The organism is Pyxidicoccus xibeiensis (assembly GCF_024198175.1).
GTDB classification, from domain to species: domain Bacteria; phylum Myxococcota; class Myxococcia; order Myxococcales; family Myxococcaceae; genus Myxococcus; species Myxococcus xibeiensis.
Genome location: NZ_JAJVKV010000001.1, coordinates 418,127 through 443,778, shown reverse-complemented (window position 1 = coordinate 443,778; position 25,652 = coordinate 418,127). Strand labels below are relative to the sequence as shown.

Annotated in this window: 19 protein-coding genes and 1 tRNA gene; 9 read left to right on the top strand and 11 right to left on the bottom strand. The window is 70.6% G+C overall.

All coding sequences use genetic code 11. The annotated features are described in order from the left end of the window. Positions 1-8: 8 nt before the first annotated feature. Positions 9-908, bottom strand: coding sequence for a transcriptional activator NhaR (nhaR, locus tag LXT23_RS01740; RefSeq protein WP_253978289.1), 900 nt, complete (start codon positions 906-908; stop codon positions 9-11). Positions 909-1,028: 120 nt separating this feature from the next. Between nhaR and LXT23_RS01735 the strand changes: the two genes are divergently transcribed. Together LXT23_RS01735 and LXT23_RS01730 are read left to right on the top strand one after the other, a co-directional pair. Beyond that, on the top strand, positions 1,029-1,838 hold the full coding sequence (locus tag LXT23_RS01735; protein WP_253978288.1) for a sigma-70 family RNA polymerase sigma factor: 810 nt from the start codon (positions 1,029-1,031) through the stop codon (positions 1,836-1,838). A gap of 88 nt (positions 1,839-1,926) precedes the next feature. After that, positions 1,927-1,999: transfer RNA gene (locus LXT23_RS01730), tRNA-Phe, on the top strand. A 106-nt stretch (positions 2,000-2,105) separates the two neighbouring features. On the opposite strand, the gene LXT23_RS01725 is transcribed toward LXT23_RS01730, so the two are convergent. Beyond that, positions 2,106-2,642: a hypothetical protein gene (locus LXT23_RS01725; protein WP_253978287.1), complete on the bottom strand. Its 537-nt coding sequence runs from the start codon at positions 2,640-2,642 to the stop codon at positions 2,106-2,108. After that, entirely contained in the window at positions 2,639-2,983 is a 345-nt protein-coding gene (locus LXT23_RS01720) for an ArsR/SmtB family transcription factor (RefSeq protein ID WP_253978286.1), read from the bottom strand. Before LXT23_RS01720 ends, LXT23_RS01725 begins: the two co-directional genes overlap by 4 nt. Positions 2,984-3,126: 143 nt before the next feature. Between LXT23_RS01720 and LXT23_RS01715 the strand changes: the two genes are divergently transcribed. Both LXT23_RS01715 and LXT23_RS01710 read left to right on the top strand, forming a co-directional pair. Then, positions 3,127-3,669 carry a hypothetical protein gene (locus LXT23_RS01715; protein WP_253978285.1) on the top strand — a complete coding sequence of 181 codons (543 nt, stop codon included), beginning with the start codon at positions 3,127-3,129 and terminating at the stop codon, positions 3,667-3,669. A gap of 95 nt (positions 3,670-3,764) precedes the next feature. Then, positions 3,765-7,667: a DEAD/DEAH box helicase gene (locus LXT23_RS01710; RefSeq protein WP_253978284.1), complete on the top strand. Its 3,903-nt coding sequence runs from the start codon at positions 3,765-3,767 to the stop codon at positions 7,665-7,667. Positions 7,668-7,703: 36 nt separating this feature from the next. On the opposite strand, the gene LXT23_RS01705 is transcribed toward LXT23_RS01710, so the two are convergent. Genes LXT23_RS01705 through LXT23_RS01695 form a run of 3 tightly spaced genes read right to left on the bottom strand, consistent with a single transcriptional unit; the run spans position 7,704 to position 13,281 of the window. Then, complete coding sequence (locus LXT23_RS01705) at positions 7,704-8,612, bottom strand: type VI immunity family protein (RefSeq protein WP_253978283.1); 909 nt, start codon at positions 8,610-8,612, stop codon at positions 7,704-7,706. After that, complete coding sequence (locus LXT23_RS01700) at positions 8,609-9,415, bottom strand: hypothetical protein (RefSeq protein WP_253978282.1); 807 nt, start codon at positions 9,413-9,415, stop codon at positions 8,609-8,611. The genes LXT23_RS01705 and LXT23_RS01700 overlap by 4 nt, the downstream gene beginning before the upstream one ends. Before the next feature lie 23 nt (positions 9,416-9,438). Then, positions 9,439-13,281 carry a DEAD/DEAH box helicase family protein gene (locus LXT23_RS01695; protein WP_253978281.1) on the bottom strand — a complete coding sequence of 1,281 codons (3,843 nt, stop codon included), beginning with the start codon at positions 13,279-13,281 and terminating at the stop codon, positions 9,439-9,441. Between the two features lie 114 nt (positions 13,282-13,395). Here LXT23_RS01695 and LXT23_RS01690 point away from each other — a divergent pair, with 114 nt between their 5' ends. After that, on the top strand, positions 13,396-14,805 hold the full coding sequence (locus LXT23_RS01690; RefSeq protein WP_253978280.1) for a M16 family metallopeptidase: 1,410 nt from the start codon (positions 13,396-13,398) through the stop codon (positions 14,803-14,805). After that, positions 14,802-16,325 carry a M16 family metallopeptidase gene (locus LXT23_RS01685; RefSeq protein ID WP_253978279.1) on the top strand — a complete coding sequence of 508 codons (1,524 nt, stop codon included), beginning with the start codon at positions 14,802-14,804 and terminating at the stop codon, positions 16,323-16,325. The genes LXT23_RS01690 and LXT23_RS01685 overlap by 4 nt, the downstream gene beginning before the upstream one ends. Positions 16,326-16,344: 19 nt before the next feature. Here the strand turns inward: LXT23_RS01685 and LXT23_RS01680 are convergent, their stop codons facing one another. The 5 genes from LXT23_RS01680 to LXT23_RS01660 all read right to left on the bottom strand — a co-directional run bounded on the left by LXT23_RS01680 (position 16,345) and on the right by LXT23_RS01660 (position 21,793). Continuing rightward, positions 16,345-17,553, bottom strand: coding sequence for a DUF1615 family protein (locus LXT23_RS01680; RefSeq protein WP_253978278.1), 1,209 nt, complete (start codon positions 17,551-17,553; stop codon positions 16,345-16,347). A gap of 132 nt (positions 17,554-17,685) precedes the next feature. Further along, the gene (locus LXT23_RS01675) at positions 17,686-18,039 is read right to left on the bottom strand and encodes a hypothetical protein (protein ID WP_253978277.1); all 354 of its coding nucleotides are present in this window, start codon (positions 18,037-18,039) and stop codon (positions 17,686-17,688) included. 502 nt (positions 18,040-18,541) lie between these two features. Then, positions 18,542-19,351 (bottom strand): hypothetical protein, encoded by an 810-nt coding sequence (locus LXT23_RS01670; protein WP_253978276.1) that lies wholly within the window; start codon positions 19,349-19,351, stop codon positions 18,542-18,544. A 120-nt stretch (positions 19,352-19,471) separates the two neighbouring features. Further along, entirely contained in the window at positions 19,472-21,277 is a 1,806-nt protein-coding gene (locus LXT23_RS01665; RefSeq protein WP_253978275.1) for an acyl-CoA dehydrogenase, read from the bottom strand. A 21-nt stretch (positions 21,278-21,298) separates the two neighbouring features. Further along, positions 21,299-21,793, bottom strand: coding sequence for a hypothetical protein (locus LXT23_RS01660; protein ID WP_253978274.1), 495 nt, complete (start codon positions 21,791-21,793; stop codon positions 21,299-21,301). 201 nt (positions 21,794-21,994) lie between these two features. On the opposite strand from LXT23_RS01660, the gene LXT23_RS01655 reads away from it, so the two are divergent. From LXT23_RS01655 to LXT23_RS01645, 3 genes are read left to right on the top strand one after another with little or no spacing between them, the layout of a single operon-like run. Then, entirely contained in the window at positions 21,995-22,843 is an 849-nt protein-coding gene (locus LXT23_RS01655; protein WP_253978273.1) for an FAD binding domain-containing protein, read from the top strand. Further along, a complete protein-coding gene (locus tag LXT23_RS01650) occupies positions 22,836-23,306 on the top strand; it encodes a (2Fe-2S)-binding protein (RefSeq protein WP_253978272.1) in 471 nt (156 codons plus the stop codon). The genes LXT23_RS01655 and LXT23_RS01650 overlap by 8 nt, the downstream gene beginning before the upstream one ends. After that, the gene (locus LXT23_RS01645; RefSeq protein WP_253978271.1) at positions 23,303-25,645 is read left to right on the top strand and encodes a xanthine dehydrogenase family protein molybdopterin-binding subunit; all 2,343 of its coding nucleotides are present in this window, start codon (positions 23,303-23,305) and stop codon (positions 25,643-25,645) included. Before LXT23_RS01650 ends, LXT23_RS01645 begins: the two co-directional genes overlap by 4 nt. The last annotated feature ends 7 nt before the right edge of the window (positions 25,646-25,652 follow it).

Below are 25,652 nucleotides of genomic sequence, written 5' to 3'. Positions count from 1 at the left end.
CGGGGCTCTCAGCCGCCGAACATCTGCGAGCGGGCCGCCTCGGCGATGGCGACGACGGCGGGGTGGCGCAGCCGGCGCTCCACGGTGATGGCGTAGAAGCACGTCTCGATTTCGTCGGTGCGGCCGATGACGGAGCAGTTGAACTGCCGCTCCACCTCGGCCTCGATGGCGGTGGGCATGGCGAAGACGCCGTGCCCTCGCTGGCCGAAGGCCTGGAGGAGCGCGCTGTCGTCGAAGTCCCCGGCGATGAGGGGGCGCAGTTGCTGGCGCTCGAACCACAGCTCCAGCGAGCGGCGCACGGAGGACTCGTCCGAGGGCAGCAGGAAGGGCGCGCCGTCCAGCGAGCGGGGGAAGTCCTTCTTCAGCGGGACGAGCTTGCCCGCGGCGAAGAAGGACACCCCGCTCTTGCCGAGCAGGTGGTTGAACGAGCGCACACTGACCGGCTCGGAGCTGGGGGCGTCGGCGAGCACCACGTCCAGCTCGTGCAGGGCGAGCGAGGCGAGCAGCTGGGGCAGCGGCCCCTCGCGGCAGATGATGCGCAGGGAGGGGCCGGCCTCGAGCGCGGGCTTGAGGAGCTGCTCGGCGACCAGCTTGGGGATGACGTCGAGCACGCCCACGTTGAGGCGCAGCTGCTGGCCGGTGGGCAGGCCGGAGACGACATTCTTGAGCTCGTTGCCGAGGCGGAAGATTTCGTCCGCGTAGCGCATGACGGTGCGGCCCACGTCGGTGAGCACGAGCTTGCGGCCCTGGCGCTCGAAGAGCTTGTGGCCCAGCGACTCCTCCAGCAGCTTCAGCTGGCTGCTGATGGTGGGCTGCGCCAGGTGCAGCTCCTCGCCCGCCTTGGCGATGCTGCCCGCCCTCGCGACAGTCCAGAAGTAGAGGAGGTGGTGGTAGTTGAGCCAGCTCATGGACATAGAGATAACCGAAGTATCTCGCTCAAACTATCTCATTTTCTTATGGACGCCCGGCCCTTAGTTTTCTCGGCGTTCCGCGGGGGTGCTGCGCCGCGGGGAGACCGGAGGAGGTCCATGGAAGCCGTCAACCAGAGCGTGTCCAACGAGTCCCTTGAGCTCGAGGCGTCGGAAGTCACGGCGTCGGGCGAGGTGGTGGAGGCGTTGGTGCGGGGGCACCTGGAGCTGGTGCAGCGGCTGGCGTGGAAGTACCGGTGGACGGGGCTGCCGCTGGAGGAGCTCGTTGCCGAGGGCAACGTGGGGCTGATGGAGGCGGCGGGGCGGTTCGAGGACCGGGGCATCCCGTTCGGGGTGTACGCGAGCCAGTGGATTCGGGCGCGCATCCGGGCCTACGTGGGGCGCAACTGGAGCATGGCGGGCGGGCGGGCGCCGTGGGTGGTGTTCCAGCTGAGGCGGGAGCGGGCGCGGCTGGAGGCCCGGTGGGGGGAGGGGCACCCGGAAGTGGCGCGGCGGCTGGCGGAGGCGCTGGGGAAGAAGGAGGAGGAGGTGGCGCGGGCGACGGAGGGGCTGATGAAGGACGTGTCGCTGGACGCGCCGGTGACGCCGGACGGGGAGGTGACGCGGCTGGAGGGGCTGGTGGCGGAGGGGATGTCGCAGGAGGACGCGGTGGACCGGGCGCAGTGGGCGGCGCGGCTGCGGGCGAGCGTGGCGGAGGCCTGGCCGGAGCTGGACGCGAGGGAGCGGGCGCTGGTGGAGGAGCGGATGCTGGTGGACGAGGGGGCGAGCGCGGAGCTGCTGGCCCGCCGGTTCGGAGTGACGGCGGTGCGCATCCGGCAGATCGAGCAGGCGCTGAGGGCGAAGCTGCGCCGCAGGCTCACCGCGAGTCTCACGCCCTGGGACGGGGAGGCGATGTCCCTGGCGGCTTGAGGGCAGTGCGAGGAGGCCCGTCAAAATGGATGTTGACGGGTGAGGGATGGGCTCGGTAAGAGGGCGCTGTTTCTCGCGGTGACCTCTCGCCCAGATAGCTCAGTTGGTAGAGCAGGGGACTGAAAATCCCCGTGTCGCTGGTTCGATTCCGGCTCTGGGCACAGAAAGTTGAAGAGATTTCGGGGCTTTGAACTTCGGTTCGGAGCCCTTCTTTTTTGCCCACAGAACGCCGTGGGCAAAATGCGGGAACCTCCACTTGGAGAGTCGTCAGGTCGAGGCGCCAATGCGTGACGCGAACAGGCCGAACTTCTGGCTGTGGCCCTCACGCCGGCACCAGTCCTTGATGACGTTCAGGTCCACCTCATTGGCCCGTGCGTGGAAGACGGCAAGCGCCTGTTCCAGGCCGCTGAAGTCGTTCCAGAAGAGATAGGACGCGAGTCGGTCACGGCATGAGTCGGTAGGCGACAGGACGTATAGCACCTCGTCGTCACGACGGACGGTGCTCCAGTTCGTGATCAAGTCGTCACCCACTGCCAGCGGCCCGTTCGGAAACTCCAAAGGGAAGGGCGAGCGCGGGTGACGGTAGAAGTCTCCCTTTTTGGCGAAGCCGATCGTAGCGAGCGCTGCTGCGCCACCCGTTCCCCTGAGGGTGAGCACAAAGTCGAGGTCCTTTGATTGGTACGCCTCCGGCGCGTAGTAGGTCGCTGCGCTTCCGCCAGTGAGCACTGCGTGGAAGCCCTGGCGATCCAGTGCTGTGCACACGGCGAAGGCAACGTCCGTGAGCGATGTCGTGGGTTCGATCATAAGAGCCCCGGCTTGCCAGCGCGGCGGGGACGGCGCCGTCGTGCAGCCAGCTTGGTTTGAAGGTCCACGTCGTGCTCTCCGAGCTTCCAAAGCAGCGCGCTGAGTTCGGCGTGCGCGAAGTATCGAGGGTTCAGGGAGACCGTACGGGTTCGCCCCATCAACCGGCTGACGACGATCGCTTCCCGCTCGAGCGACGTCAGAATCGATTGGACGGTGAAAGGGCGTACGCCGATCAGCTCCGCCAACTCGCTCGGATAGGTTTCCTCGAGCAGACGGATGGCCACGAGCACTGCCGTCCTGGTCGAAGTACCAAAGAGCTGAGAACCCTCTTCGTCGAGCACGAAGCGAATCTACCAATGCTCTTGGTGGTAATGCCAGTATCATTGGCGATATTGCCAAGAGTATTGGTGATACGGTGCCTCGCGAAGCCGGGTGCACGCATGGGCCGGGGCGGGGTAGAGAGGGGGCGGAGGAGCGAAACGAGATGGATGCGAATGCCGTGGCGGAGCTGGAGAAGGCGGGCGTGAAGGTGGATGAGCCGGACCGCCTGTATGTCGCCGTGGAGTGGGAGGACTCGAAGCGCGTGCTGCCCGCGGGCCCGCGCGTCCAGGTGCGCGCCAGCGAGCAGCTCACCCACGTGACGCTCCAGCCCATCTCCAAGCTGTGGACCGGCGACAAGCAGCCGCCCAGCTTCGCCAAGGCCCCGCCCCCCGAGTACCACCCGTTCTTCTTCGTCATCGAGGCCACCGCCGCGGGCTACTGCCGCGCCGTGCGCAACACGGAGACGGACCAGGAGTTCGAGCGGCTCTACCGCCACCTCCTGCGCCGCCCCGACGGCACCGACCGCAACCCCCTCTTCTCGTACCTCCAGGGCGCCGCTCGCCTCTACATGTCCCTGCGTGACGTCAGCCAGGCCGAGTTCGAGGCCGTCGTCGAGCGCCTCCACCAGTCCGCCAAGCACCACCAGACCCACGTCGGCAGCATCAACTACTTCCAGGACGTGCTGCGCGGCGTGCTCGGCGCCTGACGGACCGGGGGACCGGGTTACGGCCTGGAGCCGGAGGAAGGTGACCTGCCAGCAGGGATGGAATCCTGCCCATCCCATGGGTAGTTTCCCAGGGCATGCTCGGTCTGCCCTCTGCTCCAGCTTCCTCCCCCCTCCGCCACTGGCTGACCGAGGACCTGCTCCGGGAGGAGGCAGGCAAGCGCCTCTTCGAACAAGGGCAGGAGCTGCTGGCCCGTCAACGCGTCCTGTCCGTCCGCGAGCACGGTGCGTCCGTCGCGGGGACTGTGGAAGCGGGCAGGCAGGGGCCCTACTTCGTTCAGCTCTCCGCCAGTGGTGAGGGCAACGTCTTCGACTGCCAGTGCCCCGACTTCTGGGACCAGTTCTTCTGCAAGCACGTCGTCGCCGTGGGCCTCGCGTGGCTTCGTCAGCAGGGGCACGCAGGGGACGCTCGGGGTCCTGCCGACGTCGCTCCTTCCTCAGATGAACTGCGTCCCTCCAGTCCCATGGCGCTGCGCGACTGGGTGGAGCGCCACCAGGTCATGCACGCGGCCCTGGCCTCCATCGCGGTGCTGAGCCCGTACCTCCCCGCGTTCCTCCAGTCGCACCATGTCTTCCGCTACCTGGCGCAGACCTCCGTATTCGCGACGCTCGCCAACGATGCCGCGAAGGCCTACCTGCGCAGCCGCGACAACGACGTCCTCAAGGAAGCCGCCTGGGCCTGGCTGCGCGCGGAGGCGGACCGGGTGCGGCGCGGGCTGGAGCAGGAAGCGACCGCGCCGCCTCGGCCACCTCCCACGGATGAGCGCCTGACGCCCCTGGTGGAAGCGCTCCTCCAGGAGCGGGCGCGCGTGCGGGGCCGAGCCGTCCCCCGTGTGCTTGAGGCGCCCGCCGAGGTCTCCCTCCTGGAGCGTCCGCTGCGCCTGCTCGTCTCGGAGTCATCCCAGGCGGGCGAGGACCCCGGTATGGCTCGCGCCGCTGCCGAGCGCGTCACCCTGGCACCGCTCGCGCTGCTCGAAGGCCGCCCGGGCCTGTCCTGCTCGTGTTCCCCGCAGGGCGACGCCCCTTGCGTTCATGCGCTCACCGCGCTGGACGCGGTGCTGGACATGCTCTCCCGGCGCAAGTCCCACGGCTTCAACGCGCGGCTGGCCGAGCTGCTCTTCGTCATCCCGGGACAGGAACTCCTGGGGGCCCTGGAGAAGGCGTCGCTCGCCGCCCGCGTCCAAGAGGTTCCGGCTCCTGTCCTTCCCGTCACGTTCCGTCTGGAGGGGGCCCTGACCGGCGGGTTCTCGCTACGGGCCTACGTCCACCGGCCGATGAAGAGGGGAGGCTTCTCCAAGGGCACGCAGCTGAGCTGGCGGGATAGGGAGCAGGTCCGCGCCGTGCTCACCCAGCCTGGAGAGCTGGAGGCGCTCGCCCTGATTGACGCGAGTGCCGCGCTGGCGCCCCACGGCGTCGGCTTCACCTCCGCCCGCCGGGAGGGGTGGCCGCTGCTCATCCACTCCCTGCGCGCGCTCGCGCACAGTCCCCGGCTGCGCCTCGCTGAGCGCCCCGACGTGCCGCTGTGCGTGCGTGAGGCTTCGCTCGGCTTCACCTTCGAGGAGGGGGAGGGTGGCACCCTGCGCGTCCGGCCCTCGGTGGAGGGCGCCGCGCTGCGTCCCGAGGACCTGTGTCCGCCAGCCCTGGAGTCACAGGCCACGGAGCCCTGGCTGTTCGTGGAGCCGGAGGTGCCGCGCGTCACCCTGGTGGCCGTGCCGCCCGAGGCCCGCGCGTTGCTCACGTCGCTGCGCGAGCATGGCTCCCGGTTGCCGGTGTCCGCACGCGGGCCCTTGCTGGCCAGCCTGGGAGGGCTGGAGGCCCGCTTCCCGGTGACGCTCCCCGAGTCGCTGGAGGCCACCGAGGTAGAGCCCGCGCGCGGGCTGCTCGTGCGCCTGCGGCCGGTGGGCGAGGAGGGCCTGGCGGGAGCGGTGCTCGTCCGTCCACTGCTGGAGGGCCCGCCGCAGGCGCCCGGTGAGGGGGCTCCGGTGGTGCGGGGCCAGCGGGGCCGCCAGCGCGTCATGGCACGCCGGGCGTTCGAGGCCGAGCGTGCCGAGGCCGCCGCGCTGCTCGCGCGCCTGGGGCTACCCGAGGGCGCCCACCGCTTCACCCGCGAGGACGTGGCGTCTTCGCTCGCGCTGCTGGAGGCGCTGGAGCCGCTGACCGGCCCCGAGGTGCGGGTGGAGTGGGAGGAGCAGCCCTGGAAGGTGTCTCGCTGGGTGGACCTGTCCGGCCTGAAGGTGCGGGTGGAGAAGGGGCGCGACTGGTTCGGCGTGAAGGGCGGAGTGGAGGTGGATGGGGCGCGTGTGGAGCTGGCGGTGCTGCTGGAGGCCGTGCGCCGGGGCAACCGCTACGCGCGGCTGGGGCCTGGCCGGTGGCTGCGCCTCACGGAGGAGCTGAGGGAGCGGCTCGCCTCGCTGGCGGACCTGGCCCACCCCACGCGTCACGGGCTGGAGGTGGGCGCGGCGGCGGCGCCCGCGCTGGAGGCGCTGGAGGCGGCCGGTGCGCGTGTGCAGGCCCCTCCTGACTGGCGCCGGCTCGCCACCCGCGTCCGGCAGGCGCAGGCGATGAAGGTGCCGGTGCCCCGGAAGCTGAAGGCGGAGCTGCGCGACTACCAGCGCGAGGGCTTCACGTGGATGGCGCGGCTGGCGGCGTGGGGCGCGGGCGCATGCCTCGCGGACGACATGGGGCTGGGCAAGACGCTGCAGGCCCTGGCGCTGCTGCTGCACCGCGCGGGCGAGGGGCCTGCCCTGGTGGTGGCGCCAACCTCCGTGGGCTTCAACTGGGTGAGGGAGGCGGCGCGCTTCGCGCCCTCGCTGCGCGTGCACTCCTACCGCGAGGCGGAGCGCGAGGCGCTGCTGGAGTCGCTGGGGCCGAGAGATGTGCTGGTCGCCAGCTACGGGCTGCTCGTGCGGGATGCCGAGCGCTTCGCCAGCGTGGCTTTCGCGACGTTCATCGTCGATGAGGCGCAGGCGGTGAAGAACCCGGACACAGCCCGCGCCCGTGCTGTGCGCGCGGTGAATGCCGGAGCCCGCGTGGCCCTCACTGGCACGCCAGTGGAAAACAGCCTGTCGGAGCTGTGGAGCCTGTACGCGCTGCTCTTCCCGGGGCTGCTTGGCAGCCGAGAGTCCTTCCGTGAGCGCTTCTCCGTGCCCATAGAACGCGCGAAGGACGCGCATGCCCGCGCGTCGCTGGCGCGGGTGGTGAGGCCCTTCCTGCTGCGCCGCACCAAGGCCCAGGTGGCGAGAGAGCTGCCTGCGCGAATCGAGACGGTGGTGCCCGTCGCCTTGTCCGAGGGTGAGCGCCGTCTCTATGACGACGTGCGGCTGGCCGCGCTGGCGCAGCTGGGCGAGGCGCCAGGGCCGGAGCAGCGCTTCGCGATGCTGGCGGCGCTCACCCGGCTGCGGCTGGCGGCGTGCCACCCGCGGCTGGTGGATGGAGACTCGGCGCTGCCCTCGTCGAAGCTGGAGCGGCTGCTGGAGTTGGTGGACACGGTACGCGCCGAGGGTGGCAAGGCGCTCGTGTTCAGCCAGTTCGTGAAGCACCTGGCGCTGGTGCGCGAGGCGCTGGAGGCGCGGGGCGTGGCCATGCAGTACCTGGACGGGCAGACGCCGCCGGCGGAGCGGCAGGCGCGGGTGGAGGCGTTCCAGCGAGGGGAGGGGGAGATGTTCCTCATCTCGCTGAAGGCGGGTGGCACGGGGCTCAACCTCACGGCGGCGGACCACGTCATCCACCTGGACCCGTGGTGGAACCCGGCGGTGGAGGACCAGGCCACGGACCGGGCGCACCGGATTGGGCAGACGAAGCCTGTCACCGTGTCGCGACTGGTGTCCGAGGGGACGCTGGAGGAGGCCATCCTCGCGCTGCACGCGGAGAAGCGCGAGCTGGCCGACAGCCTGTTGTCCGAGGCCGACGGCGCGGCGGCCCTGTCCCCGGACCAGCTGCTGGCCCTGCTGCGCTTCGGTGGCGAGGGCGGGGTGGGGTGACGCGGCACACGCGGGAACCCTTGATGCTTCCGGAGCTCAGTCGAGAAGGCGGCGCTCCCAGCGGCGCAGTTCTTCCGGGGTGAGGGTCGGATCGCGCAGGCACTGCTCGTGGAAGAGCCAGGGCTCCAGGACACGTGCCAGCTCCCGGTAGGCCGGGGGCATGCGTCCGTCTTCGCCCGCTTCCGGCCAGGGGCCCAGGGTGACGACGACGCGCTCGCCTTCCAGTTCCTGCACGGTGACGTCCGGGGAGTGCAACCGGGAGCGGAGGCCGGCAGGGCCCCCGAGTTCTCCCAGCACGGGCTGGCCCAGGAAGGTCAGCCACGAGGCCGAGCGGACCTTCGTGCCAAGCTCCATCGCGAGCGTGCTGAGTCTGGGGGCATCCATGCCGGGATGGAGGAAGCACAGCTTGCGAAGCTCAGGCTTCGCATAGAGCAGGTCGTGCTCGGTGTTGAAGGCGAAGCCCGCGTGGCCAGAGCCGAAGGGGAGCGGGGCGGCGAGCTCCAGCGCCAGCTCGCGCACCTGCCCCGGCCCGTGCTCCTCCAGGTACTCGGTGGGCAGCCAGAAGCTGACCGCGCATACCGTCTTGGGGTCTTCTGAAGGCGGCCCCACGAGAGCGCCATATGAACCGAAATAGTCGAGGCGATATCGCTGCTCTCCACTTGTTATCTCTTTCAGCTCGAGGATGGGGCAGGGAACCTCAAGCAGTTCCTGGCGGATGCGCTCCCAGCCTGAGTCGTTGAGTTCCTCCCATCCGCAACCCTCGTACGAGTAATCGCCAAGGACCTCACTGCCCATCGCGCGTCGGTAGCGCTCGATGGATTGGATGAGCCTGGGTGCCAACTCATGATGCGGATGGCGCATGTAGAAGTTGATGCTCAGCGCGTCACGCGCGATGGGGACGCCATTGGGCTTTCGGAGACGAATCCGGGGATGGTGACTGCTCATCGCTGGACTCCAATTCTGGGGGCCACGCGTGCGATCGGCGCTCTCAACGCTGTTCTATATAGCCGCCCTTGATCGAAGGCATGGTGCGGATGCCCTTGCGGGTACGCGTCCCATCGCGGCATGTCATCGAGGTGGAAGCATGGGAACTTGAAGTCATAGACGGCCTGGATGTGGAGCGGATTCCCATCGTGAATCACGACGTCGGGAACGAGCGTTCCCAGCAACTCGCCCCCATTGCCGGACTGCCTCAGCGCCGCGACGTCCTCTTCGGGAATGTGCTGCGTCTGCCCGGACCTGAAGTCGTAGCGATAATGCGGCTCCAGACTGAAACCTCCTGGGCGCAGCTGGCCCAACCGCTCCTCCACGCACTGGCGTGCAACCTGGTGCATCTCCGTGCCCAACTGCATGGCCCGGCTCACGCGCCTGCCCGCCGCGTCCTTCACCTGCTGGTCGCACTCCTCTTTTGAAGGGCTCTGGCCCGTGAAGTCCTTACGGTGCCGGAGCAGGACTTCCGAGCGTGCCAGGTCGGCGCAACCGGCCAGCGTCGCGTCAATGAGGTCCCTGACCGGTTCTTCCAGCGCGCGGACGACCACCTGGCCTGTGAGGGCCGCCGCAGCCACGGTGTGCCCCGCTGTCTCCTTCCCGGCAAGGGCGGCGCAGTGGGCCGGGCTCTGCCGGCAGGCGTTCGTCACGGTGTCGAGGCGGTAGGGGGCTTCGTGACGTGGGCGGGGCGTGCCCGCGCAGGCTCCGAGGAGCACGCAGCCCACGAGCATCCACGGATGTTGGGAACGAGGTTGCGTCATGGCTTTTCGTCGGCGGGACTGAATCAGGGCCCACCGGGGCCGGGGGCGATGAAAGCCCAGCGATTCTCGTCTTCCAACCAGCGCACCACGCCCTGGTAGTGCCAGGGAGACTCACGAGTTTCACGTGTAAGCACGAAGGCAGTCTCGGCGGGGCGCAGATCCATGATGCGTATTGGCTGTGCACTCGGCTTCGTAAGGACGTCCCTGCCTGTCACGCAGAGAAACAGATGACCGTCGATGCGTCCTGTCTTCGGTGACGTGCTCAGGCCGAAGTGCTCCATGACCTGCTCATCCGTGAGCAGGGAGCCGAGCTTCGGCCCCAGTCTTTCGGGCGGGATGACCTCCACGAGAAGCGCGATGGGAGTTGTCTCATTGCCGGCCTCCAGCGAGGGGTGCTCAGGGTTGTCCGAGCGCAGCAGCCAGCGGCCGTTCGTTCGCACCAGCCGCTTCACCTGGTAGGCGAAGCCCGCAGCGCCGGGGACCTGCACGAGCACGACCCTGCCCTCCACTGCACCGGCGCCAGCCGCTCGCGCATAGCGCATCACCAGCCAGTCTCCGTCCCGGATGGGGCGCTCGCCTCCGTCCATCGACGCACCGGAGGCGCGCACCGCGAACAGACCTTCTCCGCGCGCCTGCACGGGGAGGCGGACTCGCTCCGCTTCTGGTGCGCTTTCGAGTGAGAGCGCATGGTCCACCGCGCCCGCCGCTGCCCGCAGACTGGGAAATGCCACGAGCGTTCCGGGGCGGACGAAGGGAACCACCTCCGCCAGGACGGGCTCCACCCTCCAGCCGTCGGACGCAGGAATGAATCGCACACGAAAGGCCGTCCCCGGATTGCCCGCAGTCGGACCGAACCACTGCCGTAAGAGATCCGGGAGCTGGTTGTCCTGAACTCCCACCGGACGCGCGACGTTGCAGTACTCCTTCGCGAAGCGGAAGCGCCAGAGGCTCTCGTCTGGCAGCCTCACGTTGAACTCCTCATGGGGCAGGTCCGGCATCGTCTTCCGGGCCGGAAGCTTGATGATGGGATCTCGCTGGTTCGAGATGACCTTGGCCTCGAACGCCACTCCCGTCGCCTGTGCCTGCTCTTGAAGGCGCCTGCGGTACCTCGCGAGCCGGTAGTCCACCAGCTCGCGAGTCATTTCCACGAAAGACCGTTTCGCCTCCAGAGCAATCGGAAGCCTTGGGACGAGCCGCGCCCCATCCAGGCGGAACCAGTTGCTGCCCTGTGTCCAGGCATTGATGGGATTGGCCTTCCAGTAGGCGAGGAACTTCGCGGCGCTGGGATTTCGAGGGTCATCCAGCGCTTCGACGCCCTCCAGGTCCCGGAGCAGCTCCGGCGAGCGTTGGAGGAGCGCGAGGCTGCGCTGGGCAAGCTCCGACAGGAGCATTCCTTCCTCCAGGGCATCCGCTCCGAGCAGGGCCTCCAGCAACACCATCTTGAAACACTTGACCATGTTCGTGGCCTCAAGCTCGACGAACCACTCCCGGCCTTTCTCCAGGGCCTGGGCTTCGCCTGCTTCGAGGTCACCTTCTCGCTCGACGAAGTTGAACCATCCGCCGTGAGTTTTTCGCAGCGTCTCCGGCGAGTGGCTCAGGCGGTACAGCTCGCCCACGGTGGGGCGGTGGCCACGCGCGGCGCGCAGCTCGCGGTAGAGCCGCTCGACCGCTGAGCTTCCAGTGGGGAGGAATTGCTCGAGCAGCTCCTTGGCCTCCAGCTCCACCTGGACGGAGCACCCGGGAGGCAGCTCCGGTGTCCTGCCCTCCACCAGGAACTCGCGCAGAGATACCGGGCTTCTTCCCAGGGCCAGCAGCGTGCGCACCCGGTCGAGGAACATCCGATGGTTGCCCACGAAGTCGATGACGGTGACCTGCTCTTTGCCGTCCGCCTTTCGCAATCCCCGGCCGAGCTGCTGGAGGAACACCACCGGTGATTCCGTGGGGCGGAGCATCACCACACGGTCGATGCTGGGAATGTCGATGCCTTCATTGAACAGGTCCACCGCGCACACCGCATCCAGTGTGCCTTCCGCGAGCCGCCGCAGCGACTCTGCTCGGTCGGCTGAGCCTGCCCCCGCGTAGACCGCGACCACCCGGACGCCCTGCGCGGCCAGCCACTGCCGGACGTACTCGGAATGGCTCACGGAGCAGCAGAACACCAGGGTCCGGCTTGCGCCGTGTTCCTTCCAGGCACGCCACAGCGTCTGCATTCGCGCTTCCGTCTGAACGGCCTGGGCGAGCTGCTCGGGGAGGAAGTGCTTGTTCCTCCAGGGGATGTTCTCGTAGTTCACCGCATCCTTGAGACCGAAGTAGGCGAACGGCGCCAGCAGGCCTTCCTGGATGCCCTCGCCCAGGTCCGAGCGCCAGGCGAGGTGGTCATCGAACAGGCCGAGGACGTCGCCCTCATCGGCGCGCTCGGGCGTCGCGGTGAGCCCGAGCAGGAACGATGGGGTCAGACACGCGAGGATGGCCCGGTAGCTCGCCGCCGCCGCGTGGTGCACCTCGTCCACGATGACGTAGTCGAAGGGCGCCGTGTCGCGGAGCCGCCTGAGTTCCTCGGGTTGGGACAGCTTCTGCACCGACGCGAACACCACGTCGCCGGTGAGCTGCGACTGCTCGCCGACGCACCAGCCAAAGCGCAGCTGCGGAAGCTGGCGCCGGAACGTCTCCGCCGCCTGGACCAGCAGCTCCTTCCGATGGGCCAGGAAAAGCACGCGGGGAGTCCGTTCCAATTCTCTTCCGAAGGCTTCCACGTCAAGTGCCGCCAGGAGCGTCTTCCCCAACCCTGTCGCCAGCACCACGAGCGCCCGACGGCGGCCGGCTTGTCTGCTACGTGCCAGTGCCTCGAGTGCCTTGAGCTGCAAGGCATGTGGCTTGCGCTGGGGAAGAGGTGGCTCCGTTTCCACGTCACCCGCTGGGAGTGCCCGGGCCGCGGTCCTTGCACGAAGGGCATAGCGCTCTACCCACCCCGCCTCCAACGGGGAGGCCCGATTCCACCAGCCTTCGAATGCTTCCACCACCTCATGCCAGGCCCGTGGGTCGCGGTCTTTCTCGACACGCAGGTTCCACTCGATGCCAGTCTTCAGGGCTGCCCGGGAGATGTTGCTCGAGCCGACATAGGCCACCGCGAGCCCTGGTCCCATGAAGCGCCAGGACTTCGGGTGGAAGGAAGGCACGCGCTGCTTCTCCACCTCCACCACGCGGGCCTCGAAGTGGCCTCGCCCCTCCTGCTGGAGCGCGGTGTCCTCCTCCATCCAGTCGAGCAGGCGTCGCAGCGCGTCGGCCTGGGTGATGGCCAGATAGTCGCCCGTCAGGATGCGGACCCGCGCGCCCCGTAGCAATGCCGCCTCCACGGAATCGCGCAGCACCTCCAGCCCGCTGTCCTGGACGAAGGCCGCCAGTACCGCGACGTCCATTGCCTTGGCGAACAGGGGCTCCAGATGGTGCAGGAACGGGTCCTCCACTCCGCCCGTTGCCAGCGGTCTGGCCTGGCCCGTGAGGTAGTTGCCCTTGCCGGGGATGACGTGCCGCACCCCGCCTCGCGGGTCTGCCATGTCTCCCTCGAAGCGCGGGATGACATGCACATGCAGGTGGAACACGGTCTGCCCCGCCGCCGCGCCCACGTTGATGCCGATGTTGTATCCCTGGGGGTGGAGCTCCGCTTCCAGGCCTCGCCGCACCTCGTCCACCAGCTCGAAGATGGCTCGCTGCTCCTCGGCCGTGGCGTCGAACCAGGTGGCCACCAGCCGCCGGGGAACCACCAGCGTGTGCCCTGGGCTCACCGGGAAGCCGTCGCGGATGGCGAATGCGTACGCGTTGGACGCGACCCAGCGGGACTCGGGAATCGACAGGAACGGAGAGGACACTCCGAAACCCTAACATCCCCTGGAATCCTCCCTCTTGGGATGCCCGGACGGGAAAGACCTGGAATATCGTGCCCTGCCGCCCGTTCCCGGGCGTCTTTCCACCCAGGAGCACGGATGTTCCGTCAGTCACTCCTCTGGGCCTCGTGCCTGGCCCTGCTCGCCGCGCCCGTCTCGGGCGCTCGGGCGCAGGGCTCGGCGGCGGCGCCTGGCACGTCCTCCGATGCGGCCGCGTCGAAGCTCGGCGCCGGCATCGAGGTTCGCACCCTCAAGAACGGGCTCAAGGTCATCGTCTGGCCCGACCACGACATCCCCAATGTCGTCCTCTACAACTGGTTCCGCGTCGGCAGCCGCAACGAGTACCCCGGCATCACCGGCCTGTCCCACTTCTTCGAGCACATGATGTTCAACGGCGCCAAGAAGTACGGCGCCGGTGAGTTCGACCGCGTCATGGAGGCCAACGGCGGCGCCAACAACGCCTTCACCTCCGAGGACGTCACCGTCTACATGGAGTGGTTCCCCCGCTCCGCCCTCGAGCTCATCTTCGACCTCGAGGCCGACCGCCTCCAGCACCTCGCCTTCGACCCCAAGGTCATCGAGTCCGAGCGCGGCGTCGTCTACTCCGAGCGCCGCTCCAGCATCGACAACAGCACCGCCCGCTCCCTCATGGAGCAGGTCCAGGCCAGCGCCTTCGTCGCCCACCCGTACCAGTTCCCCGTCATCGGCTGGCCCTCCGATATCGAGTCCTGGCGCATGGCCGACCTCCAGCGCTACTTCAAGACCTACTACGCCCCCAACAACGGCACCCTCATCATCACCGGCGCCGTCACCCCCGCCGAGGTCTTCGCCCTCGCCGAGAAGCACCTCCAGCCCATCCCCGCCCAGCCCGCTCCCGAGCCCGTCCGCACCCAGGAGCCCGAGCAGAAGGGCGAGCGCCGCGTCGTCGTGCACAAGGTCGCCCAGTCCCCGCTCCTCCAGCTCGCCTACCACGGCATCGCCGGCAAGGACGCGGACCTCGAGGCGCTGGACCTGCTCCTGCGCATCCTCGCCGACGGTGACTCCTCGCGCCTCCACCGCCGCCTCGTCGAGGAGGCCCGCGTCGCCATCAGCGTGGACACCTACTTCAGCCCCGGCTTCGACCCGTCCCTCGTCTGGGTGATGGCCGACCTGCCGCCCGGCGGAAACCTCTCCAAGGTGGAGGCGCTCATCACCGAGGAGCTCGCCCGCGTCGTGAAGGACGGTGTCACCGAGGCCGAGCTGCGCAAGGCCCGCAACATCGCCGTCGCCGGCTTCTGGCGCGGCCTGGAGACCAATGACGGCCGCGGCTACGCGCTTGGTGCCGCCGAGGTCTTCCGGGGCGACTACCGCCAGCTCTTCGACGCCCCCTCGCGCTTCGAGAAGGTGACCCCCGACGCCGTGCGCAAGGTCGCCGCGCGCGTCTTCAACTCCCAGCGCCGCACCGTCGGGTGGCTCGTGCCCACCGACGAGAAGGCCGCCACCCCCGCCGCCAAGGAGGCCGCGCGATGATTGCTCCCTTCACCTGGAAGGCCGTGCTCGGCGCCGTGCTGCTCTCCGCCCTGCCGTCCGCGGCCCAGGGCCCCGCCACCGCGAAGCCGTCTCCGGCGTCGCGTCCCGGCTCGCCGGAGAAGCCCGCCGCGAAGCCGTCCGCGCCCTCCGCCACGAAGCCCGCCGCTCAGGGCGTCACACTGCCCAAGCCCACCACCGTCACGCTGAAGAACGGCGCGAAGCTCCTCCTGGTGGAGCGCAGGGACCTGCCGCTCGTCTCGTTCAGCGCGTGGCTGCGTGGCGGGGCGCTCGGCGCTCCCGCCGGCAAGGAGGGCCTGGCTGCCCTCACCGCCGAGCTCCTCCAGAAGGGCGCCGGCGCCCTTGATGCCCGCCAGTTCGCCGAGGCCGTGGATGGCGTGGGCGGCTCGCTCGACGTCGTGCCCGCGCTCGAGGCCATCGTCATCAACGGCCAGTTCATGTCGCGCGACACCGGGCTGATGGTCGAGCTGCTCAGCGACATGCTCACCCGCCCTCGCTTCGACGCGAAGGAGCTGGAGAAGACGCGCGAGCGCCTCGTCTCTGAAATCGCCGCCGCGAAGGATGGCGACCCTCGCACCCTCATCGCCGCCTACTTCCAGGCGTTCCACTTCTCCGGCCACCCGTACGGCGCTCCCGTCAGCGGCACCGAGGCGAGCCTCCCGGGGCTGACTCGCAAGGACGTGCTCGCGTACGCGAAGAACCACCTGGGCGCGGACCGGCTCATCCTCTCCGTGGTCGGTGACTTCGACGCGAAGGCGCTCGCCGAGAAGCTGGAGGCCTCGCTCGGCGGCTGGACTCGCGCCGCCACGCCCGCCCCCGAGGCCCCCACCACCGCCGCCTCCAAGGGCCGCCGCGTGCTGCTGGTGGACAAGCCCGACGCCTCCCAGACGTACTTCTGGATTGGCAACACCGGTGTCTCCCGGAGCGACCCGGACCGCGTCGCCGTCGAGCTGGCGGAGACCGTGCTCGGCGGGCGCTTCACCTCGCTGCTCAACACCGAGCTGCGCGTGAAGTCCGGCCTCAGCTACGGCGCCAGGGCCACCTACACCCTGAACTCCCGCCCCGGCCCCGTCGTCATCAGCTCGTACACCAAGACGGAGTCCACGGAGAAGGCCATCGACATGGCCCTGGACGTGCTCTCACGCTACCGCCAGACGGGCATGGATGACGCCACGCTCTCCTCCGCGCGCTCCTACGTGCTGGGCCAGTTCCCGCCCACGCTGGAGACGGGCGCACAGGTGGCCGCCAAGCTGTCGGAGCTCGCCTTCTTCGGGCTCGACGCCAGCGACGTGGACGCCTTCGCCACCCAGGTCAACGCCGCCACCCGCGACAGCGTGCGCGCCGTCATCCAGCGCACCCTGCCCGCACCGGAGGACCTCACCTTCGTCCTCATCGGCAAGGCCGCGGACGTGCGCGACATGGCTCGCAAGTACGGCGCCGTCACGGAGATGAAGATCTCCGACAAGCGCTTCGCCCCGCCCACCACGGCCGCGAAGCCCTGAGGCGCTTCCCCCGGGCCCGCTACTTCGGCGCCATCGCGCGGTAGCGGGCCTGGCACTTCTGGAAGCGCGCATCCACCGAGCGCGCGAACCACGCGGTGGTGCGCTCGCCCTTCAGCTTGGGGCTCTTGAGCGTCACCTTCGGCAGCTGGGCGTAGGCGGGCGACTCGCCCGTCTCCCGCGCGTAGACGCGCTTCACCGCGCGGTACGTGTCGGTGGACTCGAAGTCCGCCTCCTTCTCCTTCTCCACGTCGCGGCGCACCCGCCGCTCGCTGAGCTCCGGCGCGTAGCGCTCGCGGAAGACGAGCAGCGCCTTCAGAGACTGGCTGTCCTCGTCCAGCGGCTCGCCCTGCTTGTCGTAGAGCTGGAGGTCCCCGTCCGGCACCAGCCCGATTCCGGTGAGGCGGCTCACCTGCGCCTGCAGCGCCGCGTTGCGCGAGGCGTAGACGCCCGCGTTGTAGTCCGCGAAGCGGAAGAGGGGCTCCGGGTACGCGGCCTCGTAGTCCAAGAGCCGCGCGGTGCCGTAGCGCACGCCGCCCGTGCGCGTGTACAGCGCCTCGCGCACCCGCACCGGGTCCGCGTCCTCGCCCTCCTTCTCCAGCGCGTACCGCACGCTCACCTGCATGGAGCCGGCGGTGGTGATGGGGTTGAGGTCCTCCAGCCGGCCCGAGCCGAAGAGCGAGCTGGCCAGGTCCGCCGCCGCGTACGTCTTCGGGTACTCCTCCTCGTAGTACGTGAGCATGTCGCGGAAGAGCCGGTCCAAGTCCTTTTCCGTCTTCGCCGCGCTCAGCCGCTGGTCGAAGGTCTTCTTCTGGCCCGCCGTCCGGCCCTCCAGCACGGAGGCCAGGGCCTTGCGCCCCACCGGCCCCAGCTTGTTCGCGTGCTCCTCCAGCCGGGCCCGCACCATCTTCGGCAGGCCGGGGACGGCCGGGTCCGGCTGGTAGCCGGACTCCTGCTCGATGACGGCCAGCACCGAGCACACCGCTGGCGGCGTGGGGGCGAGCTCCTCCACCTCCAGCGCCGCGAGCACGTCGCGCGCCCAGTCCTGCCGGTCCTTCACGTGCGTGGGCAGCAGCCGTGCCACCTGCTCCACGCCGAGGCGCGGCGGAGGCGGCACGGCGGGCTCCCCCGTGCCCTTGCCGCGCGGGGTGCAGGAAGCCAGGACCAGGGCCACGAGCCAGCCACGGCGGCGACGCCGCGTCTGGGACTGCCGGGGTTCTGGTTCCTCCATGTGCGCGCCTCCGGGGACTTCCGCCCCACTGTCGTTGGACAGTGGAACAGCCGGCGCGGTGCCAGCGTCCCGGCCCTGCCCGCCTGTTGGGCGGGCGGGCAGGCGTCATACCGCAGGACGCCGAGGCGTGGCCTACTGGCGAATCTGCACGTCGCGCGCGACGGTGCGCCCGCCCATGAGGACGAACCGCGCGCGGACCGGCGTGCCCTCCTCCAGGCCCCGCAGCGACACCTTGCGGCCCTGGCGCAGGCCCCGGCTGCGGCGGTCCAGCTCCAGCTCGTAGACGCCGCCTTCCCTGTCCCGCACGGTGATGGCGTTCCTCCCCACCCGGGTGACACGGCCGCTCACCGAGCTGGAGGCGATGACCACCTCCTCGAGTGAGCCCGTCGCGGCCCCGTTGCCAGGCACGGCTTCCTGCGCCGCACGCGCCGCGCCCAGGTGCCAGGCCTCGTCGTCACGCGCCTGCACCGCCTCGTAGCCAATCATCACCCGGCTCCCTCGCGTGGGAGCCTGCGCCGCGGTGGCCGTACCCGCCGGCGCGGCGGTCGCCGTGCCTCCCTGTTCCGGAGCCCTCACCGGCGTCCCCGTGGACGGTGCCGCCGGGGTTGCCGTCGCGGGCCGTGCTGCCGGAGCACCCTGTTCCGCCGCGGCCACCGTGCCCGTTGCTGCCCGCGGACCCGGAGCGGCCGGGGCGACGCCCGGCTCGGCGGTGCCCGGATTCGCGGCGGCCTCCACACGCTGCGCGGCCGGAGCCTCGGCCGTTCCACGCTCACGGCATCCCGACGTCAACGCGCAGAGACCCACCATTCCCACCCACGCCCATCGACTTCCCATCCGTCCACCTCGCGTTCCCACCCGTGTCGTTCCGCGACCTGTCGCTGCAAGCTGCGTGCTTGCCCGGCAGGGTGGGAGCGGCGTCAGCCGTCACACGATGGCAGGTGGACACTGCGCACCCGGAATGTGGGGTGGCGGACGAGGCCGCCCCGCCTCACCCCGCGAGCAGGCGGGCCACGGCCTTCACGTGCGAGCGCACCAGCTCCCGGGCGGCCATCAGCTCCGTGGCCTCGCGGGGCGTGTAGCCCAGGCACAGCACCACGTCGTCCTCCGGCGCCGCGCGCATGCCGAGCTGGACGTAGTCCACCGTGCGCGGCACCGGCTCACCTTCGGTGTCCCGGCTGAAGCGCCCGAAGACGGCCGCCTTCGCGTCCCGCCCGGGCGCCGTCTCCTTCAGCGCGAACAGCCGGCGCACCGCCGCGAGCACCTCCGGCCGCTCCACCAGCACCTCCGGCTTCGCGGGCCCGCCCAGCTCCCACTCGATGAGCCGCAGGCAGCCGCGCACGAACTCCACGTCCGTGATGACCAGCCCGTACAGGTACCAGTCCGCGCAGGCCGCCTGCACCAGCCTCGCCTGCGCGTCCGAGAGCCAGCCGAAGGACGGACAGGTGAACGTCTCGCAGATGGCCGCGCGGTACACGCCGCAGTCCCGCAGGTCCGTCCCGCCCGTCACCAGCGGGTGCCCCAGGCAGCCCACCTGCTTGCGCTCCTTGTCCAGGAAGCCCAGCAGCGGGCACACCCGCACCGCGGCGAACATCGGCTCCGCGCGCCGCGCCGCGACGAGCTCCCGCGCCGCCTCGTGCCACGCCGCCGGCTCCCATGGCGTCCGCCGCAGCCGCTCCGTCTGCATCGCCAGCGTCTCCGCCAGCGCCACACGCGAGTGGTCCCGGAAGTTGTACAGCCCACAGCAGGCGCCACACGAGGCGCCTCCACCGGGCTGACACAGGTGAAAGGATACAGTCACGGTTCACATCTTACGGGCACCAACAATCCTTGCAGCAGAATCGGGAGCAGGGCTCGCCCCCCCGTGCACCCGGCCACGGAAGGGGCCGCGAGGGCCCGTCCGCCCAGGTGCTCGCCCCCGTCAGAACCACTCGGGGCGCATGCGTGCGTACGAGTCCTCGGCCGTCCGGCAGAGCTTCGCCAGCAGGGGCACGCGCGGCAGCTCCACCGCCGTCCAGTACTGCGCCGCCGCCAGCTTGCCCTCGTAGAAGTCCGCGCTGCCGCCGCCCCGCGCCAGGCCTTCCTTCGCCGCCGCCGCCTGGGCCAGCCAGCGCCACGCCACCGCCAGCACGCTGAACAGGTCCAGGAAGTCCGCGCTGTGGCGCAGCATCAGCTCCACCTCGCCGGCCATGCCGCGCGCACCCAGCTCGCCCACCACCTCCGCCACCTCGCCCAGCGCCCCCTCCAGCGCGTCGCACCACGCGGCCTCCACGCCCGCCGCGCGCGCCCGCTTCACCGTCGCGCCCACCTCCTCCGCGAAGGCCTGCAGCGCCGCGCCGCCTCCGGCCACCACCTTGCGGCCCAGCAAATCCAGCCCCTGGATGCCCGTGGTGCCCTCGTGGATGCTGTTCAGCTTCTGGTCCCTCAGCCACGCCTCCGGCGCGTACTCGCTGGAGTAGCCGTAGCCGCCGTGCACCTGCACCGCGAGCGCGTTGGCCTCGAAGCCGCGCTCGGCGGGGAACGTCTTCGCCACCGGCGTCAGCAGGTCCACCAGCAGGCCCGCGCGCCTGCGCGTGTCCTCGTCCGCCCCGTGCGACGCCAGGTCCGCCTGGTACGAGGCCGCCAGCAGCAGCGACAGGCCGCCCTCCACAATCGCCTTCTGCCGCAGCAGCATGCGCCGCACGTCCGCGTGCTCGATGATGGGGGACTGCGGGCGTGACGCGTCGCGAACTCCGGCGGGCCGGCCCTGCGGGCGCTCGCGCGCGTAGGCCACCGCCTCGTGGTACGCCACCGACGCGGTGGCCACCCCGTTCATGCCCACCATGATGCGCGCCTCGTTCATCATCTGGAACATGCACGCCAGCCCCTTGCCGGGCTGTCCCACCAGCCACCCGCGGCAGTCACCCTCCTCGCCGTAGTTGAGCGCGAGGCTGGGGATGCCCTTCCACCCAATCTTGTGGATGACGCCGGCCACGCGGACGTCGTTGTCCACCAGCTTCCCGCCCTCGGGCCGCCGCGACGGCACCGCGAAGAGGGAGATGCCCTTCGTCCCGCCCTCCGCGCCCTCCATCCGCGCCAGGGTCAGGTGGATGACGTTGTCCGTGAAGTCCTGGTCCCCGCCGCTGATGAAGATTTTCGAGCCCTGGATGCGCCAGGTGCCGTCCGGCGCGGGCGTGGCGCGCGTCCTCACGTCCGCGAGGCTGCTGCCCGCCTGCGGCTCGGTGAGGGCCATGGTGCCCGTCCACTCGCCCCGGTACATGGGCGCCATGAAGGCGTCCTTCAGCTCCGATGTGCCGAACACCTCCAGCAGGTGCGCCGCGCCCAGCGTCAGGCCCACATAGGCATAGGCGCTCAGGTTGGCCGCCATGAGGTATGTGCTGGCCATGGCGTGAAGGGTGAGCGGCAGCTGCTGGCCTCCCACCTCGGGCGGGCGCGTGGCGGTGAGCAGCCCCAGGTCCACCATGCGCGGGTACAGCTCGCGCATCAGGGGGTGGACGTGGACGCGGCCGTCCTTGAACACCGGCGGCTCCGCGTCCATGGGCCGGTAGGTGGGGTACAGCACCTCGCGCGCGAAGCGACGGGTGCTGTCCAGCATGAGAGTGAAGGTGTCGCGCGAGTGCTCGGCGAAGGCGGGCAGCTTGCACAGCTCCGCGGCATCCAGCACCTCATAGAGCTGGAAGTCCACGTCGCGGTCCGACAGCAGCGGGTTGGGGCGAGGCGCGGTCATGCCCCGGTGTTAACAGGCGCGCTACCAGGATGCGATTGCCCCGTTGAGGTCGAGGTCGTCCCCGTCGTCCCCATCGTTCGCTTCCGTGCGTGGGGGCCCCTCCGCCTCGTGCCGGCGCGAGGGCGACGCTTCCGGCCGGGCGGCCAGGCCCCTGGCGGGCGGGTGCACCAGGACGAGCGGGAGGGCCATGACTCCGAGCGCCGCCATGGCCAGCGCGGCCTCCATCGGCTCTCGCAGCAGCCCGGAGCGCCCGCTCCAGGGGCGCTTCGCCGACAGCTTCCACCACGGCTGCTGCCTGAAGCGCGACTTCAGCAGCCGCATCGCGGCCCCTCCGAGCGCGACCAACGCCAGGCCCCGGGAACGTTCCGGGCCCAGCAGCTTTCGCAGGGACAGGACCTCCAGCACCCCGAAGGTCACCGCCGCCGTCCGGGGCCCCAGCATCCCCGGGCCCGGGCGCGTCCAGCTCCGAGGGCTCCAGCGGGAGGGGACTGCTCTGCGAAAGGATGGAATCCGCATGTGAATGCCACTCCCCGGACGCAAGGCCACAAGTCCGTCCAGCAAGGTTGATGACCGCCTGCCAGGGTCGCCATGTGGGAAACGTGCCTCGCCTGTCCGTCCGTGGGCAGAGTGTAGGAGCCTCGGGGCGCTCGCCCGGCCGGCTGCCTGTCCATGGCTTCTGTTACACTTGCAGCGGGCCGGAAACAGCAGGGGGACGCGATGAGATACGCGGAGCCTGGGAGCGTGGAAGAGGGGCTGGCGCTCCTGTCCACCACCGAGGATGCGCGCTGCCTGGCGGGCGGGGCCTCGCTGGTGGCGATGATGAACGCGGGCCGCGTGGCGCCCGGGATGCTGGTGAGCCTGCACCACATCCCGGAGCTGTCCACCATCACCGAAGCCGCGGACGGGCTCTGGCTGGGCGCCATGTGCACGCACCGCACCGTGGCCGCCGAGGCGCGCCTGCGCGGCGCGATGGAGGTGGTGCGCAGCGCCGCGAGCCAGCTCGCGCACCCGGCCATCCGCAACATGGCGACGGTGGGCGGCTCGCTCTGCCTCGCGGACCCACAGACGGAGCTGCCCGTGGCCCTGGTCGCGTCCTCGGCCCGGGCGGAGGTCGCTGGCTCCGCGGGCCGGAGGACGCTCCCCGTGGAGGCGCTCCTCGTCGACAGCTTCCGCACGTCCCTGGCGCGCGGCGAGCTGCTCACGCGTGTCTTCATCCCCCGGGGCGTGGACGGCGCGGCGGGCCACCACCTCCGCTTCAGCCGCGTGTCCTCCGACTACCCCACGGTGTCCATCTCCCTCGTCCTCGCCATGGACGGGGACAGGTGCCGCCACGCGCGCGTCGTCGTCGGCTCGTGCGGGCCGGTGCCGCTCCACGTGGACGCGGCGGACCAGCGGCTCGTGGGCACCCGGCTCGAAGCGGCGGACGTGGCCGAGGCGGGCCGGCTGCTCGCCCAGGCCGCCGCGCCGCTGGACGATGTGCGGGGCTCGGCGGAGTACCGGCGCATGTTGATTCCGCGGCTGCTCGGCCGCGCCCTGTCCCAGGCCCGGGAGCGCACCCATGTCTGACAAGGTCTCCGTCTCACTGCACATCAACGGGAAGGACCACGCGCTCACCGTGGCCCCGGAGCGCACGCTGCTGGACGTGCTGCGCGAGGACCTGCGCGCCACGGGCACGCGGCGCGGCTGCGACGAGGGGAGCTGCGGCGCGTGCACCGTCCTGGTGGACGGCGTGCCCGTGCTGTCGTGCCTGTCCCTGCCGGCGAGGCTGGCGGGCCGCGCCATCACCACCATCGAGGGCGTGGAGGCGGGCGGTGAGCTGCACCCCGTCCAGCGCGCCCTCGTCCAGCACGGCGCCGTGCAGTGTGGCTTCTGCATGTCCGGCATCGTCCTGGCCGCGAAGGCGCTGCTGGAGCACACGCCGTCGCCCACGGAGGACGAGGTGCGCCAGGCGCTCGGGAGCAACGTGTGCCGGTGCTCGGGCTACGTGCGCGTCGTGCAGGCCATTGTCTCGCTGGGAGGTCGGCCATGAGCCAGGAGGCGAAGCCGGGGCCGGGCCCGGAGCCCGTGGGCGAGGTGCTGGGCCAGTCCGTGCCCAAGCCGGACGCGCGCGAGAAGGTGACGGGGCGCGCCGTCTACACCGATGACCTGGACCTGCCGGGCATGCTGCATGGCGCCCTGCTGGGCAGCCCGCACCCGCATGCGCGCATCCTGTCGTACGACACCTCGCGGGCACGGGCGCTGCCCGGCGTGCGCGCCGTGCTCACGGCCGAGGACCTGCCGCCCATCGACATCGGCCCCGTCATCAAGGACCAGCCGCTGCTCGCGCGGGGCAAGGTCCGCTACGCGGGCGAGCCCGTGGCCGCGGTCGCCGCGGTGGACGTGGCGACGGCGCGCAAGGCGCTCGGGCTCATCGACATCCGCTACGAGGTCCTCCCCTCCGTCCTCGACGTCGAAGCCGCGCTGCGTCCGGACGCCCCGGTGATTCACGCGCCGCGCGAGCCCGGGCAGCACCCCAACCTCGCCACGCGCATCCGGCTCGTCGAGGGTGAGCCGGACCGGGTGTGGGAGCGGTGCGACGCCATCGTGGAGGACGTGTACGAGACGCCCGCGCAGCAGCACATCTACCTGGAGCCGTGCTCCACGGTGGCGGTGGTGGACCCCGACACCGGCAGAATCACCATCCACACGTCGACGCAGACGGCGTTCCGGGTGCAGGCCATCACCGCCGAGGCGCTGGCGGTGCCCATGTCGCGCATCCGCGTCCTGGTGCCGCGCGTGGGCGGCGCGTTCGGCGGCAAGGTGGAGTCCACCAACCAGCCCATCACCGTGGCCCTGGCGAAGGCGGCCGGGGCGCCGGTGAAGCTGACGTACTCCCGCACGGACGACATGCAGATGATGCGCTCGCGCCACGCGGCCCGCATCCACATGCGCACGGGGGCGACGCGGGACGGGCGCATCCTCGCCCGGCAGGTGCGCATCCAGTACGACACCGGGGCCTACGCGGACGACGGGCCCTTCGTCGCGGCCATCGGCAGCTACTTCGCGCGCGGGCCGTACCGCATCCCCCACGTCGAGGTGGAGACGCTGTCCATCTACACCAACAAGCTCCGCGCCGGAGCGTTCCGGGGCTTCGGCAACCCGCAGGTCCACTTCGCCAGCGAGGTGCAGGTGGACCGGCTCGCGGACGCGCTGGGCATGGACCCGCTGGAGCTGCGGCTGCGCAACGCGCTGGAGACGGGAGAGAAGTGGCTGGGCGGCGCGCCGGTGGAGAGCGGCACGCTGCGCGCCTGCCTGGAGCGGGCCCGCGAGGTGTCGGACTGGCACCGGCGGCGGGAGCGCGCGCCGGCCCCTTCACCCGGCAAGCGCCGTGGCATCGGCGTGGCGGCGGTGGGCCACGTGTCCGCGCTGCTGGGCTCCAGCGCCACCGTGCGGCTCAACGAGGACGGCACCGTCAACGTGAGCACGGGCGCGGTGGACACGGGGCAGGGCTCGGACACGGCGCTCGCGCAGGTGGCGGCGGGGGCGCTGGGGCTGTCGCTGGAGCAGATCAACTTCAGCCGGCCGGACACGGACACGTCTCCGTACGACTGGTGTACCGGAGGCACGCGCACCACCTTCACCGTGGGCCACGTCATCACCGAGGCGTGCAGGCAGGTGCGCGAGCAGCTCTTCGAGCACGCCAGCGCGATGCTGGACCGGCCGGTGAAGAAGCTCGAGCTGCGGCCCGGCGGCATCGTGGGCGTCCGGGGCGAGCCGGGGCTGTCGGTCTCCTTCGGCGCCATCGCCGGGCGGTCGCTCTATGTCGAGGGCGGGCCCATCATCGCCTCCTCGCGCTACCTCTTCCCGTCGTGGCAGCTCGACACGCGCCGCACGTCCGTCGAGGGGCTGCCGTCGATGGGCAACGGCTTCTTCGTCTTCGCCGCGCAGGTGGCCGAGGTCGAGGTGGACGAGCTGACGGGCAAGGTGGAGCTGCTGGAGGCGTGGAGCGTCCACGACGTGGGCCGGGTCATCAACCCCGCCGCCGCGGAGGGGCAGGTGCAGGGCGGCTTCGTGCAGGGGCTCGGCTACGCGCTGACGGAGGAGCTGGTGTGGAAGGACGGCCACCTCGTGAACCCCACCATGGGGGGCTACAAGGTGCCCGGCGCGCTGGACGTGCCCACCGCCATCCACGCCGTCCTGCTGGAGCACGCGGCGGGGCCCGGGCCCTTCGGTGCGAAGGGCGTCGCCGAGGCCGGCGTGGTGGGCGTGGCGCCCGCCATCTGCAATGCCATCCGGAATGCCACCGGCGCGAGCGTCCGGCAGATACCGGCCACCGGCGAGCGCGTGCTGCGCGCGCTGCTGGCTCGCGAGGAGGCCGGGAGCACCTGAGCGTCAT